Origin of the sequence: Hymenobacter sp. DG25A (assembly GCF_001280305.1) — a bacterium.
GTDB lineage: Bacteria > Bacteroidota > Bacteroidia > Cytophagales > Hymenobacteraceae > Hymenobacter.
The window spans coordinates 1,657,995-1,672,173 of sequence record NZ_CP012623.1 but is presented as its reverse complement, the minus strand read 5'-3'; the positions used below and the strand labels follow the sequence as shown (position 1 = coordinate 1,672,173).

Below are 14,179 nucleotides of genomic sequence, written 5' to 3'. Positions count from 1 at the left end.
GGAAAAAAACACCGAATTCCCGCCGGAAAACCTGTAGATTTGACTTTTCGGTGTGTGAATAATGGCTAAAAATACATACAAGCAACCCGCTGCGCCGGTTTCGCGGGCTTCCAATGAACCTCGTCCGGCCCGCAACCAGCCCCGGCCGGCCGCCGAGGCGCCGCGTGAAGAACGACGCACTGCTCCCAAGGCCGCCAAAGCGCCCAAGGCGCCGCGCCAACCCCTGAAGCTCCCTTCTTTCCAGGGCGTGTTCAGCTTCCTGCGCGACCGGCGCTTTCAGCTGTTCCTGGGCTTTTTCTTTCTGCTGACCTCTATCTACCTCACCATTGCCTTTCTCTCGTTCCTGCTGACCGGGCACGCCGACCAAAGCGTAGTGCAAAGCGTGGATAGCACCTCGGTGAAGGAAGCCGGGCAGGAGTCGGGCAACTGGCTGGGCCTGCTGGGTGCCGTGGTGGCGCAGGTGCTGATTTACAAGGGTTTTGGCGTGGCCGCCTTTGCCGTAATTCCCATTGTATTCTTCCTGGGTTATAAAATTGTCTTCCGCCGGCAGGATGTATCCATCAGCTATGTGCTGGCACTCTGCCTGTTTGTCATGGGCTGGCTGAGCGTGCTGATGGGCTACGTCGTCCTCACCCTGGAAACGCCCGACGCCGACCCCGCCCTCGCGCACAGCCTCGACTTCCTGAGTGGCGGCATTGGCTATGAGGTGGCCCTGTGGCTCGACAGCCTCATTGGCTGGGGCACGGTTTTGCTGCTGGCATTTCTGCTGATTTCGTTCGTGGTTTTCTTCTTCAACGTCACCTCCCTCAACCTGCGCCGAAGCACGGAAGGGGAGGAGGCCGACGATGCCAGCAAGCCCGCGGATGCTCCCTTGTACGAGCGCGCCGTAACGGCCTTTAACCCTGCCGCCAACGGCGCTTCTTCCTCTTTTGAAGAGGATGAGGAGGAAGAGGAGGCGCTCGGTATGACGCTGAAGCGCGTTGGTACGCCCGCAACTCCCGCTGCCAGCCCCACTGAACCCGAGCCGGAAGAGGAAATAGATGAGCCGGTTGTGACCACCGGGTCCGTAGCTGGGCCCGCATTTAATGTAGCCCCCGCGGCTGCTATGCCCTTAAGCGTAGCACCTGCGGCCGCAGCCACCAGCGCGGTAGCCAGTGCTGCCCTGAAGGCCGGTGGTATGGCGGCTGGCCCCAGTTTCTCTATTGAGGCCCCCGCCGACCCCGAGCCCGTGGCCGCCCGAGTGCCCACCCCGTTGTCTATGGCTGATCTGGCCGATGACAACGCCCCGTTACCCGCCCGCCGCGAAGTAGCTGCCAAGCCGGCCCTGCAGATTGAGGACTCCAAGGAGCTCGACCCCGCTGCCGGCGCCGATATGGCCACCATTGCCGACGAGGATGAGGACATGGAAACCATGCCCGCCGTGAACTACGACCCTACGCTGGACCTCTCGCGCTACCAGTATCCCACGCTGGAGCTTCTCAACGACTACGGCGTGGCCAAGGCCCAGGTAAGCAAGGAGGAGCTGGAAGCCAATAAGGACCGCATTGTAGAGACGCTGGGCCATTACGGTATCAACATTGCCAGCATCAAAGCCACTATCGGCCCCACGGTTACACTCTATGAAATTGTGCCCGATGCCGGCGTGCGCATCTCCAAAATCAAGAGTCTTGAAGATGATATTGCCCTGAGTCTGGCTGCCTTGGGTATCCGGATTATTGCTCCCATTCCTGGCAAAGGCACCATTGGTATTGAGGTGCCAAATACCAAGAAGGAGATGGTAAGCATCCGCTCGGTGTTTAGCACTGAGAAGTTTGCGCACACGGAAATGGATCTACCCATTGCCTTTGGCCGCACCATTACCAACGAAGTTTTTGTGGTGGATCTGGCCAAGATGCCTCACTTGCTCATGGCCGGTGCCACGGGTCAGGGTAAGTCAGTGGGTCTGAACGTTATTCTGGCTTCGCTGCTGTACAAGCGCCACCCGGCCCAGTTAAAATTCGTGCTCGTCGATCCGAAAAAGGTGGAACTGAGCATCTTCAATAAGATTGAGCGCCATTTCCTGGCCAAGCTGCCTGATACCGACGAGGCCATCATCACCGATACCAAGAAGGTGGTGAACACGCTGAACTCCTTGTGCATGGAAATGGACCGGCGCTACGACCTGCTGAAGGATGCCGGTTGCCGCAACCTGAAGGAGTACAACCGCAAGTTCATTGAGCGCCGCCTCAACCCGAAGAAGGGCCACCGCTTCATGCCTTTCATCGTGCTGGTAATTGACGAGCTGGCCGACCTGATGATGACGGCCGGCAAGGAAGTGGAAACGCCTATTGCGCGCCTGGCCCAGCTGGCCCGCGCTATCGGCATTCACTTGATTGTAGCTACGCAGCGCCCTTCGGTAAACGTTATTACGGGTATCATCAAGGCCAACTTCCCCTGCCGGATTTCCTTTAAAGTGACCAGCAAAATCGACTCCCGCACCATTCTGGATGCCGGCGGTGCCGACCAGCTGGTGGGGCAGGGCGACATGCTGATTTCGCAGGGCTCCGATATCATCCGGGTGCAGTGCGCCTTCATCGATACGCCGGAGGTTGACCGCCTCTGCGACTACATCGGCGAGCAGCAGGGTTACCCCGATGCCTACCTGCTGCCCGAAGTGGTAGGGGAAAGCGGCAGTGGCAGCGGCGACGCGGAAGATTTCGACCCGTCTACCCGTGACAGTATGTTTGAGGAAGCGGCCCGCGTTATTGTCACGCACCAGCAGGGGAGTACCTCGCTGCTGCAGCGCCGCCTGAAGCTGGGCTACAACCGCGCCGGGCGGTTAATTGACCAATTGGAGCACGCCGGCATTGTGGGCCCGTTTGAGGGCAGCAAAGCCCGCGAGGTTTTAATTCCCGATGAATACAGTTTGGAACAGTTGTTGAATAGCCTGCCCAAGTAAGAAATCAGAAACAGCAACAGAACGTAGAACTTCGCGGCTGTTTTTTGATGTTGAGCGATTCGCAAGGAAACTCTCGGCCCGGTTCTTGGTTCTTATTGCTTAGCTCTGATTTCACATCTTCTTTCTTCTAAATGAAAAAATTCTTGTCTCTGCTGCTCCTGTCCGCTACTGCTGTGCAGATTGGTTACGCGCAGCAGGATCCGAAAGCCGGCAAAATTCTGGACCAGATGAGTGCCAAATACCAGGCGCTTAATGGCTTTAAAGCTGCTTTCACGCAAACCCTGGAAAACCCTACGGCTAAGGTGAAAGAAAACCTGAGCGGCGACATTACGGTGAGTGGCACCAAGTTCCGGCTGAAAATGAATGGCCAGGAGGTCATCAACAACGGCCAGACCATGTGGACCTACATGAAGTCGGAAAACGAGGTAAATATCTCGGACTACGATCCGGAAGACCAGGATATCTCGCCCTCCCAGATTTATACGCTCTATAAAAAGGGCTATAAGTACTCCTACGTGCAGGAATCCAAGGAAAACGGGGAGGCAGTGGATGTTATTGAGCTGTCGCCCGAGGACCGCAACAATTCCGTGTACAAAGTGCGCCTGAATGTCAGCAAGAAGGACCGCTCGGTGAAAAGCTGGAAGATGTTCAAGAAGAACGGCAACCGCTATACCTTCACCATCAAGAAGTTCCAGCCTAACCCACCCCTGGATGCCACTACTTTCTCCTTCGATAAAGCCAAGTACAAAGGCGTGAAGGTGATTGACCTGCGCTAAGCGAATCTAAATTTTTAGATCGGCCCGTTTCCGTTTGCACGGAGGCGGGCCGTTTTGGTTTTTACCAATAAATTGAAGCCACTAGTAGATTATATTTTCCTTCTTTGTGTATTGGTAGCGTGGCAATTTCTATGCGGGAAGACTTTCTCCATTACGTCTGGCAACAGCAGTATTTCGACAAACAAAATCTGCTCACTGAAACCGGCGAGCTGCTGACGGTACTGCACCCCGGCTTTCATAACACCGATGCCGGCCCCGATTTTCTAAATGCCCGCCTGCAGTTGGGGGAGGTGGAGTGGAACGGCGCCGTAGAAATTCATCTGCGCGCTTCCGACTGGCACCGCCACCAACACCAGACCGACGCGCGTTACGACCAGGTAATCCTACACGTGGTGCTCACCGCCGACCAGCCCGTGCTCCGCACCGATGGTACGCCTATTCCCACGCTGGCCTTGGCAGGGCGTATTCCCCTAGAGATGCTGCACACCTATCAGCAGCTCCAGACCGCACCACCTGCTACTTTACCATGCGCGCCTTTCTTAACCAAGATTCCAGAAATCACGCGTCTGTCTATGGTAGACCGGGCGCTGCTGGAGCGCATGGAACGCAAATCGGCTACCGTGCAACTGCTACACCAGCAACTGGATAACGACTGGGAGGCCACGGCTTGGCATGTGCTGGCGGCCGGCTTCGGCTTCCGCAAAAACACCGAGCCGCTGGCCCGGCTGGCTAAGGCGTTGCCGTTGCGCATTCTCCGCCGTCACCGCCACAATTTGCTGCAAACGGAAGCCCTGCTGTTTGGGCAGGCCGGTTTTCTATCGGCTGCCAACGAAAAGGCAGAAGATATAGCCGATGAATATGTTCAAATGCTACGGGCGGAATACGAATTCCTGCGCCATAAATATGACCTTGAGAATACAGGCCTGAAGGAGCACGAGTGGAATTTTCTGCGCATGCGCCCGGCCAATTTCCCTACTGCACGTCTGGCGCAGCTGGCCGCGCTGCTGCATGCCCGGCCTTTGTTGTTTGATGCGCTGCTCTCCGCGCAAAATGTGGCCGTGCTGGAGCAGTTCTTCAGTAACGAAAGCTCAGTGTACTGGCGTACCCATTACCGCCCTGGTCGCGCCGGCAAAGTGCCGGCGCTGGGCCGCAGCAGTATGCATCTGTTGATTACCAATGTGGTGGTGCCCCTGCGCGTAGCGTATGCCCGCTCAGTAGGGCAGACGGAGCAGGTAGAAGCTGCCTTACAATTACTCACGGAACTACCCGCCGAAAAAAACCATGTGCTGGCCCTCTATGAGGGTCTGCCTTTCACCCACCGCACCGCCGCCGACTCTCAGGGCCTCCTGATGCTGGCTACCGCGTATTGCCAGCCCCTACGCTGCGTAGAATGCGCCATTGGCAGCCGTATTCTGCGGCATAACTCGGCGTTGAAGTGAGAGTTGCGGTGGCTATCCTGCTGAATGCGGGAGTATTAAGCGCATTGATATTCTGGCTGCAGAAACAGCGTCAGGAGCCCCGCATTGGTCGGCTGCTATGGCCATTGCTTGCGCTGAAACTTGTGGTGGGTCTGCTCTCCGTGTATCGTATGTCGGATGATGCGGAATATTTCCAGGAATGGTCGGTCTTAATGACGCAGCAAGCCTGGGCCGATCCGCAAGCCTGGGTAGCAACGCTGGGCGCAGAAACCTTCCGGTTTCAGGGGGAAGCACTGATTTTCCATGGCTTCTCGAATACTTTCTTTTTTATAAAGCTCCTGTCTTTGTTAAATCTGATGACTGGCGGCATAGCGTGGATCAATGCTTTGTACCTATCCTTATTCAGTTTTATTGGATGCTGGCAGCTGGCCAAAGTAGTGGGGCAATTATTTCCCGCCACGCCTCCTTTAGCTGCTCCACTTGCTTTCTTGGCTTGGCCTAGTGTAGTGTTCTGGTCGGCGGGGATAACCAAGGAAGCCGTGCTTTTAGGTAGCCTGGCCTGGCTGGCTGCGTGGGTACTGCAGAAAGGCTATGGCAACCGCCCGGTGCGGTGGTATTCTGTGGTGGGAGGAGTCGTGTTGATATGGTTAGCATTCAAGATGCGGTTTTTCTTTGCCGTGTTCCTGTTTCTGGCCCTCGCCTTTCTCTTATTGATTCGGGTGCTGCAGAGGATGAAGCTTCAGCTGTCTAACTGGATGCAGCTCGGCCTGTTGCTGGTACTGTTTGCTGGGGGAGCCTGGTTTGCGGGAATGATCAGCCCGGTTTTCCGAGCCAATAAATTCACCAGCCAGCTTATCTACAGCTATGCTGAGCTTGAAAAAATATCCCAAGACAAGCCGCATCTACATTATCAAAACCTGAAACCAACGCTCGGTAGCATTGCAAGCTATGCCCCGCTGGCCGCTCTGAATGCGGTGGTGCGGCCCTTACCGGGGGAGAGTTGGGAACTGAAATATGTGGTCAGCGGGATAGAAAATCTGGCGTTTATTTCCCTTCTGCTCCTGAGTGTATGGGCCGTTATGCGGGGACGGGCCGGTAAGCTGCCTTTCACTGTGGTGCTGGCTTTTGGATTCTACTGTTTCATGCTGGCGGCTCTCATTGGCCTGACAACCCCCAACCTGGGCACGCTCAGTCGGTACCGCGTGGCGTTTCTGCCATTCCTGGTCTTTTTACTGCTGCAAAACGACTACGTAGCGCGCTGGTTACAGGTACCGCGCTGGCTGCGGTAGCTTGGCAGGCGGGCAAAAGGGCCGTATCTTTGTGGTTTAGACCCTATCGGCGGCCTGCTCCCGGCCGTCTGCCCCGCATGGAAAATCCTGTAATCATTCTTGGTGCCCAACTGGTTGGCACTGCCGCGCTCGACGCTTTTCTCAGCAACGATGTAGTAGTGTATTGCCTGCTCGATGACGATGCCAAACTGCAAAACACGGAACTCAACGACGTGCCCGTAATGGGCAACACCCAGGACCCTGAGCTGCTGAAGCTGCTGGGTAAAAAGTGTGAAGTGTTCGTGGCGACCGAAGACGTCGCCAGCCGGCGCAGCCTCACCAGCATGCTGCAAGGCGAGTACAGCGTAGCCAGCGTCAATGCCATTCATGCCCGCGCCAGTGTATCAGAGTTTGCCTGGTTGGGCCACGGCATTCTGGTAGGCCCCAATGCCGTGATTACCAGCCGGACCAGGGTGGGTGATGGCTGCATTATTGGCGCTAATGCCGTTGTGGATGTGAAAGCGCAGGTAGGCGACTATGTCCAAATAGGCGCTGGTGCCATCCTGAATTCCGAAGTAGAAGTAGGCGATAATGCCTTCATTGGTGCCGGGGCCGTAGTGGTAGCCGGTGTGAAAATTGGCGCCAAAGCCCGCGTTGGTGCTGGCTCCGTAGTAGTAGCAGACGTTCCGGCCGGACAAACCGTTTTCGGTAACCCCGCCGCTAAAGTTTAACGATGCAGGCAAGGGGTGAGGCCGTAGCCAAAGCGCATTCGCTCATACTTTCCGCCTGTATAATGCCTAATTGAAAATAAGAATGGACTACCTCGTTCTGCTGTATTACTGCTATACGCCCCTCGAGAATCCGGAGCAGTTTCGGGAAGAGCACCACCGCCTGTGCCTGAGCCTGAATCTGCGCGGCCGCATTATTGTGGCGGCCGAAGGACTAAACGGCACCGTATCCGGTACCATTGCCGATTGTGAGGAGTACATGCGTGTGGTAAAAGCTGATGCCCGCTTTGCCTCGCTGGAGTTCAAAATAGAGCCCGCGCCCGCCCATACTTTCCAGAAGCTGCACGTGCGCGTGAAGCCGGAAATTGTGAACGTAGGCCTGCCCCATATTAAGCCCTTCGAGCGCACCGGCGTGCATTTGTCGCCCACCGAGTTCCGCGACCTGAAAGACCAGGACGATGTAGTGGTGCTGGACGTGCGCTCAGATTACGAGTACCAGCTGGGCCGTTTCAAAAACGCCGTGACGCTTGATATCGAGAACTTCCGCGAGTTTCCGGAGAAGGTGCAGGAGCTAGAGCAGTACAAGGGCAAGAAAATCCTGACGTACTGCACCGGCGGCATTAAGTGCGAAAAAGCCAGCGCCTTCCTGCTCGACCAGGGTTTTGAAAACGTGTACCAGCTGCACGGCGGCATTATCAAATACGGTCTGGAAGCCGGCGGCGAGGATTTCGACGGCAAGTGCTACGTGTTCGATGGTCGGGTAGCGGTGGACGTGAACAGCGTGAACCCAACGCTTATTTCCGAATGCCACCACTGCCATACGCCCTCCGGGCGGATGATAAACTGCGCCAACCCGCACTGTAACCTGCACGTAGCCATGTGCGAAACCTGTGGCCAGCAGTTGGATGGGGCCTGCTCCGAAGCCTGTCGGCAACACCCGGACAAGCGCCCTTATGACGGCACCGGTGCCTATCCTAAAAATAGTAATCATTACAGCCCCGAGCAGGGCCTGCTTTCGTATCGCCCCCCGGCTCTGAGCTAACGTATTCCGGTTTTTCCGGTATCCTGCGCCGGCCCGGCACGTATTATCCCGGGCCGGCGCAGGATTTGTTTTTCTGTTCCCGTACCTTTTCCCTGTTCTGCGCCTGTGCTGCTTTCCGCGGCGGGTGCTGCGCTTCCCTACTGATTCCCCATACTTTCCCCAGTTTCTCTCCCATGCCCATTCCCGCCTCAGAGCTGATCCTAAACCGTGACGGCAGCATCTACCACCTTAATCTGCTCCCCGATCATTTGTCGGATACCATCATCACGGTAGGCGACCCGGAGCGGGTACCCATGGTAAGTCAGCATTTCGACTCCATTGAGACCCAGATTCATAAGCGCGAGTTTGTGACGCACGTGGGCAACTACATGGGCAAGCGCATCACGGTCATTTCCACCGGCATGGGCACCGATAACATCGACATTCTGCTTAATGAGCTGGATGCTCTGGTGAACATTGACTTCGTAACCCGTGAGCCCCGCTCATTGGAGGAGCGTATTTCCCTGCGCATTGTGCGCATCGGTACCAGCGGCGCTTTGCAGGAAGATGTACCGCTGGGCTCGCACCTCGTTACCGAGCACGGCGTGGGTCTGGACTCGTTGATGCAGTTTTACCCCCTGGTGGAAACCGGGCTGGAGGTAGAAGTAGCCACCGGCATTCAGCAGGCGCTGGGCCTGGCTTACCGCCCCTACTGCGTGCGCGGCTCCGATCTGATGCGCGAGCAGCTGGGCGCTGGCATGATTGTCGGCAATACACTCACCTGCCCCGGTTTCTATGGCCCGCAGGGCCGCGTGCTGCGGCTGGATCTGCGCCTGCCGGATCTGATTCAGCAGTTCCAGGGCTTCCGCCACCACAGCGCCGAAGGGGAGTTCCGCCTGACCAACTTCGAGATGGAAACCGCCGGCTACTACGCCCTGGGCCGCATGCTTGGCCACGAAGTTGTATCGCTGAACGCCATTGTAGCAAACCGAGCCACGGGCGAGTTTGCGACCAACTCCGAAGTGGTGATCAACGACCTCATTGCCCAAACGCTCAACCGGCTGTAAGCGGCAACGGGCCATGCCGCCATGGTCACAGCCAGCTGAAGAATAATTATTCGGTTAAAAAGAAGCCTCGCCGGTTCTCCGGCGAGGCTTCTTTTTGTACCCTGTCTGTTTGCGGCGAAGGAAGCCTTTAATAGAAATCAAAGCCCAATACCGCGCGTAACGGAATTGAGGCGCCGGATTTCAGCGTGAGGTATTCTGCATCAGCGGCCCAGACCGTGGTATATACCCGTTTTACACTGCCATCGGCGGTTTGAAAGTAGATATCTACTTTGCCGTGGTAGCCATTGCCCAGGGTAGAAGCCCGTTCCGCTTCGTGCTGGCGCCATAGCCTGTCGGCGGGCAGGGAAAGCACATCCTCGTGTGAAAAGTGCAGGCCTTCTATCTGCTCTTTGTTGATGATTTCGGAAGATTGTTCAAGAGTCAGCATAGGTGTGATGGGGTTAGCGCGTGACTCTGTTAATATGCTGATAAAATCCGAAAAGTGCTATGCGTAACCAGCTATAAATTACTGACTCTCTTGCGGTTCTCAATAAACTGCAAGCAGGTGATTTCTTCAGACAATTTCCGCCAGGAAAGCCATAGTATCTACGCCATCGGCGTAATCGGAAACGGCGGGCTCCTGGGCGCGGCCGAAGGCAAAGCTGCCGGCATACAAGCCCCCGGCTGAAACAATGCATTGGGTCTGGGTGGCCACGTCCGTGAGCTTATCGGCCAGGTCTACTTCGTGCTGGTAGGCCTGGTAATGCACTACGGAAATAGGGGAGACCAGCTGCGGATTCTCAGTTACCAGCAGAAAGCCCGAGTCGAAATGCGCGACGCGGTTGACCAGCATAATGCTCTTGTTGTAGTCGTAGTTATTCTGGTATTTGTGGTGGTTGAGCACGTGGTTCCAGGGCTCCAGGGAGTCTAGCAGGTCCGTAAATTGATAGCCCACGGGCACATACAGCTTGCTCACGTTGCGGCAGCCCAGGCCATAGTACCGGAACAGATCAGCACCCAGCAAACCCAGATCGTGCACCGATTCGCGGCCGGTGAGCACGGCCAGGCTGGTACGATTGCGGCGGATAATATGGGGCTTCTTGCCGAAGTAGTAGTCGAAGTAGCGGGCCGTGTTGTCGGAGCCGGTGGCAATAAAGGCATCGGCCGCGTTCAGGCGCTCCATAAACTGCAGGCTGTCGGCAAAGCGCGGCTCCAGTTTAAGTAACTCATCGGCTATCCACTGCATCAGAATGGTGTCTTCCTTGCTGGGCTTAGCCAGGAGCTTATGGCCGCTGAGCAGCACGCACAGCAAATCATGAAAGCCCACCAGCGGAATATTCCCGGCCATCACCACGCCAATGTTGCGCGGGGTTTCGGGCTCCGGTGGGTAGCGGGCGGTCCAGTGGCGCAGGGGCTCTTCATCCAAAAGGTGGGCAATGCCGTTTATAGCGGCAGTTACGTTGGGTTTATCAAACCAGGCGTTCTGGTTGCGCGCCCGCGCGGCCAGGTCGGTAATTTTATCTTCGGAAAGCTGTTGCAGGCGCTGGCCCAGGGCTACAAAGGCAGCGAGGCGTTCGGAATGAGTCATCGGGACGGAAAGGGAAGAAAAGCGTAATCAGCAAAAAACTCGCAAGAGTAACGGTTAGTTTCTACTTTTGCCTGCCAAACTGTTGCCGGCGGGCGCATGTTGCTGAAATACACGCTACCACCTAACGCTAAAACCTACGGCTATGGCCATCATGATAACCGACGAGTGCATCAACTGTGGTGCCTGCGAACCGGAATGTCCTAATAACGCTATTTACGAAGGCGGTGCGCAGTGGCGCTGGGCCGATGGCACTGCTTTGAAAGAAGTAACCGTGGACGGTGGCGAGACTGTCTCGGGCACCGCCCCGCAAACGCCCGTTTCCGACGAGTACTACTATATCGTCTCGGACAAGTGCACGGAGTGCGTGGGTTTCCACGAGGAGCCCCAGTGCGCCGCCGTCTGCCCCGTAGACTGCTGCGTCGATGACCCCGACTACCGCGAATCGCAGGACGCTTTGCTGAAAAAGAAAGAATGGCTGCACGCTGAGGCGAGCTAAGCCATTTGATTTTTCAACAAAAAGCCTGCTCCACCCGAGCAGGCTTTTTTGTAATTGCCCCTCGACATGACGGTGGTCTTGCCCATATTTCCCGGCCCCGCCCGAAATGCCTACTTTTGCCCCTTAAACCTGATTTCCCGCCGCTGATGTCAATCGCCAAGACCTATACCCCCGCCGACGTTGAAGCCAAATGGTACCAGCGCTGGCAGGAGCAGGGCTTCTTCAAAGCCAAGCCCAATCCGCGCAAGCCTGCTTACTCAGTAGTGATTCCGCCGCCTAACGTAACGGGCGTGCTGCACATGGGGCACATGCTGAACAATACCATTCAGGATGTGCTGGTGCGCCGGGCGCGCATGCAGGGCAAGGAAGCGTGCTGGGTGCCCGGCACCGACCACGCCTCCATTGCTACCGAAGCCAAGGTTGTTGCGCTGCTGAAGGAGAAAGGCATTGATAAGAAAGACCTCACCCGCGAGCAGTTCCTGACCCACGCCTGGGACTGGAAGGAGAAGTACGGCGGCATCATTCTGGAACAGCTGAAAAAGCTGGGCGCCAGCTGCGACTGGGACCGGACGCGCTTCACCATGGAGCCCGAGCTGACCGAAGCCGTCCTGCGCGTATTCGTGGATTTGTACCGCAAGGGCCAGATTTACCGCGGCATCCGCATGGTGAACTGGGACCCCATGGGCGGCACCGCTTTGAGCGACGAGGAAGTAATTCCGAAGGACACCATGGCCAAGATGTACCACCTCAAATATGAGGTAGTAGGGCAGCCGGGCCAGTTCCTGACGGTTGCTACCTCGCGTCCGGAAACCATTATGGCCGACGTGGCCGTGGCCGTAAACCCCCACGACCCGCGCTACACCCACCTGCACGGCGCCAAAGTGCGCATTCCGCTGCTGCGCCGCGAAATTCCGGTGATTCTGGACGAGTACGTAACTATTGACTTTGGTACCGGCGCGCTGAAAGTAACTCCCGCGCACGACCTGAACGACTACGAGCTGGGCCTCAAGCACAACCTGCCCGTTATCGATATCCTGAACAACGACGGCTCGCTGAATGAAAAGGCGCAGCTGTACGTGGGGCAGGACCGTTTTGCCGCCCGCCGTAACATTGTAAAGGACCTGGAAGATGCTGGCCAGCTGGACAAGGTAGAGGAGTACGCCAGCGTGCTGCAAACCTCCGAGCGCACCGGGGCGGTTATTGAGCCGCGCCTGAGCCTGCAGTGGTTCTGCAAGATGGACCAGATGGCCAAAAAGGCTCTGGAGGTAGTGGAGAATGACGAAATCAGGCTGCACCCGCCCAAGTTTAAGAACATGTACCGGGTGTGGATGGAGAACGTGCACGACTGGTGCATTTCCCGCCAGCTGTGGTGGGGCCAGCGCATTCCGGCCTACTACCTGCCCGATGGCACCTTTGTAGTAGCCCTGAACGAGGAAGAAGCCGTGCAGCAGGCCCGCGTACAAAGCGGCAACCAGGACCTCACGGCCGCCGACCTGCGCCAGGAAGAAGACGTGCTGGATACCTGGTTCTCCGCCTGGCTCTGGCCCATTTCGGTGTTCGATGGCTTCAAAGACCCCGACAATGCTGACATCAACTATTTCTACCCGACCGATGACCTAGTAACCGCCCCCGAAATTCTGTTTTTCTGGGTGGCGCGCATGATCATGGCCGGACTGGAATACCGCAAGGAAGTACCGTTCCGCAACGTGTACCTCACCGGCATTGTGCGCGATGCGCAGGGCCGCAAAATGAGCAAAAGCCTCGGCAATTCGCCCGATCCGCTGGACCTCATTGCCCAGTACGGCGCCGATGGCGTGCGTACCGGCATGCTGTTCTCCTCGCCGGCCGGCAACGATTTGCTGTTCGATATCAAGCTGGTAGAGCAGGGCCGCAACTTCACCAACAAGCTCTGGAATGCCTTCCGCCTCACCAAGGGCTGGGAAGTAGATGCCGCGCTGCCCTTCCCCAATGCCAAAGCCGTGGAATGGTTCTCGGCCAAGCTGCAGGCCTCCCTGGCCGAGATGGACGAACACTTCGAGAAGTTCCGCATGAGCGACGCGCTGATGACGGTGTACAAGCTGGTGTGGGACGACTTCTGCTCGGTGTACCTGGAGATGATCAAGCCCGCGTACCTGGCGCCCATTGATGCCGAGACGCTGCGCCACACCAACAGCTTCCTGGAAATTCTGCTGAAGCTGCTGCACCCGTTCATGCCCTTCATCACGGAAGAAATCTGGCACGAGCTGGCTGAGCGCGGCCCCAAGGACTACCTCTGCGTAGCGCCCTGGCCCAAGCAGCAGCCCGTGGCCGGCAGCCCGGAGGTAATTGCCCGCATGGAAAAGGCCCTGGACATCGTGGCCGGTATCCGCAACATCCGGAACCAGAAAGGCCTCGGCCCCAACAAGCCACTCACCCTGGCCGCCAAAACCGACGACGTAGCGCTGCTGCAGAGCTACGACGCCATCATCCGGAAGCTGGGGGCCCTGAGTGATATCAGCTTCGTAGAGGCCGCTCCGGCTGCCGCTGTAGGCTTCGTATCCGGTGGGGCGGAGTTCTTCGTGCCGCTGGAAGGTCAGATTGACCTAGGGGCGGAAAAGGAGCGTTTGGCCAAAGAGCTGGAGTACGCTCAGGGCTTCCGGGACTCCGTGCTGAAGAAGCTCGGCAACGATAAGTTTGTGCAGAACGCCAAGGCCGACCTGGTAGAGCGGGAGCGGCAGAAGCTGGCCGACGCCGAAGCCAAGATTACGGCCCTGGAGCAAAGCATGGCCGCTCTGTAAAGCGGTTAGATTTCTGGAATAACTTAAAAAGAGCTGCACCACGGTGCCGCTCTTTTTGTTTGTGCACTTTCTAATTCGACAGCTGTTTAGGAAGTTAATAGAACGTCATGTCGAGCGTAGTCG

11 protein-coding genes are annotated in these 14,179 nt (G+C 57.0%); 9 read left to right on the top strand and 2 right to left on the bottom strand.

Annotation, left to right across the window (positions count from 1 at the left end; all coding sequences use genetic code 11):
- Nucleotides 1-61 precede the first annotated feature (61 nt).
- From AM218_RS16500 to AM218_RS07205, 7 genes are all read left to right on the top strand, one after another.
- Nucleotides 62-2,938, top strand: coding sequence for an FtsK/SpoIIIE family DNA translocase (locus AM218_RS16500; protein ID WP_054413207.1), 2,877 nt, complete (start codon nucleotides 62-64; stop codon nucleotides 2,936-2,938).
- A 131-nt stretch (nucleotides 2,939-3,069) separates the two neighbouring features.
- On the top strand, nucleotides 3,070-3,714 hold the full coding sequence (gene lolA1, locus AM218_RS07230) for an outer membrane lipoprotein periplasmic chaperone LolA1 (protein WP_054413204.1): 645 nt from the start codon (nucleotides 3,070-3,072) through the stop codon (nucleotides 3,712-3,714).
- 131 nt (nucleotides 3,715-3,845) lie between these two features.
- On the top strand, nucleotides 3,846-5,153 hold the full coding sequence (locus AM218_RS07225) for a DUF2851 family protein (protein ID WP_054413202.1): 1,308 nt from the start codon (nucleotides 3,846-3,848) through the stop codon (nucleotides 5,151-5,153).
- Nucleotides 5,154-5,161: 8 nt separating this feature from the next.
- The gene (locus tag AM218_RS07220; protein ID WP_231717565.1) at nucleotides 5,162-6,421 is read left to right on the top strand and encodes a hypothetical protein; all 1,260 of its coding nucleotides are present in this window, start codon (nucleotides 5,162-5,164) and stop codon (nucleotides 6,419-6,421) included.
- Between the two features lie 77 nt (nucleotides 6,422-6,498).
- Nucleotides 6,499-7,131, top strand: coding sequence for a NeuD/PglB/VioB family sugar acetyltransferase (locus tag AM218_RS07215; protein WP_054413199.1), 633 nt, complete (start codon nucleotides 6,499-6,501; stop codon nucleotides 7,129-7,131).
- A gap of 82 nt (nucleotides 7,132-7,213) precedes the next feature.
- Nucleotides 7,214-8,170, top strand: a complete 957-nt coding sequence (gene trhO / locus AM218_RS07210) for an oxygen-dependent tRNA uridine(34) hydroxylase TrhO (RefSeq protein WP_054413198.1) — start codon at nucleotides 7,214-7,216, stop codon at nucleotides 8,168-8,170.
- 173 nt (nucleotides 8,171-8,343) lie between these two features.
- Nucleotides 8,344-9,216: a nucleoside phosphorylase gene (locus tag AM218_RS07205; protein ID WP_054413196.1), complete on the top strand. Its 873-nt coding sequence runs from the start codon at nucleotides 8,344-8,346 to the stop codon at nucleotides 9,214-9,216.
- 127 nt (nucleotides 9,217-9,343) lie between these two features.
- On the opposite strand, the gene AM218_RS07200 is transcribed toward AM218_RS07205, so the two are convergent.
- Together AM218_RS07200 and AM218_RS07195 are read right to left on the bottom strand one after the other, a co-directional pair.
- Nucleotides 9,344-9,643 carry a hypothetical protein gene (locus AM218_RS07200; RefSeq protein ID WP_054413193.1) on the bottom strand — a complete coding sequence of 100 codons (300 nt, stop codon included), beginning with the start codon at nucleotides 9,641-9,643 and terminating at the stop codon, nucleotides 9,344-9,346.
- A gap of 126 nt (nucleotides 9,644-9,769) precedes the next feature.
- Nucleotides 9,770-10,783, bottom strand: a complete 1,014-nt coding sequence (locus AM218_RS07195; protein WP_054413191.1) for an acyl-CoA reductase — start codon at nucleotides 10,781-10,783, stop codon at nucleotides 9,770-9,772.
- Between the two features lie 142 nt (nucleotides 10,784-10,925).
- Here AM218_RS07195 and AM218_RS07190 point away from each other — a divergent pair, with 142 nt between their 5' ends.
- Both AM218_RS07190 and AM218_RS07185 read left to right on the top strand, forming a co-directional pair.
- Nucleotides 10,926-11,279 carry a 4Fe-4S dicluster domain-containing protein gene (locus tag AM218_RS07190; protein ID WP_054413189.1) on the top strand — a complete coding sequence of 118 codons (354 nt, stop codon included), beginning with the start codon at nucleotides 10,926-10,928 and terminating at the stop codon, nucleotides 11,277-11,279.
- Between the two features lie 146 nt (nucleotides 11,280-11,425).
- The gene (locus AM218_RS07185) at nucleotides 11,426-14,056 is read left to right on the top strand and encodes a valine--tRNA ligase (RefSeq protein WP_054413187.1); all 2,631 of its coding nucleotides are present in this window, start codon (nucleotides 11,426-11,428) and stop codon (nucleotides 14,054-14,056) included.
- Nucleotides 14,057-14,179: the final 123 nt, after the last annotated feature.

Bases quoted from the DNA above. Each gene is read 5' to 3' on its own strand.
- AM218_RS07205 (WP_054413196.1), top strand. From the start codon at position 8,344: ATGCCCATTCCCGCCTCAGAGCTGATCCTAAACCGTGACGGCAGCATC.
- trhO (WP_054413198.1), top strand. From the start codon at position 7,214: ATGGACTACCTCGTTCTGCTGTATTACTGCTATACGCCCCTCGAGAAT.
- AM218_RS07215 (WP_054413199.1), top strand. From the start codon at position 6,499: ATGGAAAATCCTGTAATCATTCTTGGTGCCCAACTGGTTGGCACTGCC.
- AM218_RS07190 (WP_054413189.1), top strand. From the start codon at position 10,926: ATGGCCATCATGATAACCGACGAGTGCATCAACTGTGGTGCCTGCGAA.
- AM218_RS07225 (WP_054413202.1), top strand. From the start codon at position 3,846: ATGCGGGAAGACTTTCTCCATTACGTCTGGCAACAGCAGTATTTCGAC.
- AM218_RS07185 (WP_054413187.1), top strand. From the start codon at position 11,426: ATGTCAATCGCCAAGACCTATACCCCCGCCGACGTTGAAGCCAAATGG.
- lolA1 (WP_054413204.1), top strand. From the start codon at position 3,070: ATGAAAAAATTCTTGTCTCTGCTGCTCCTGTCCGCTACTGCTGTGCAG.
- AM218_RS07200 (WP_054413193.1), bottom strand. From the start codon at position 9,643: ATGCTGACTCTTGAACAATCTTCCGAAATCATCAACAAAGAGCAGATA.
- AM218_RS16500 (WP_054413207.1), top strand. From the start codon at position 62: ATGGCTAAAAATACATACAAGCAACCCGCTGCGCCGGTTTCGCGGGCT.
- AM218_RS07195 (WP_054413191.1), bottom strand. From the start codon at position 10,783: ATGACTCATTCCGAACGCCTCGCTGCCTTTGTAGCCCTGGGCCAGCGC.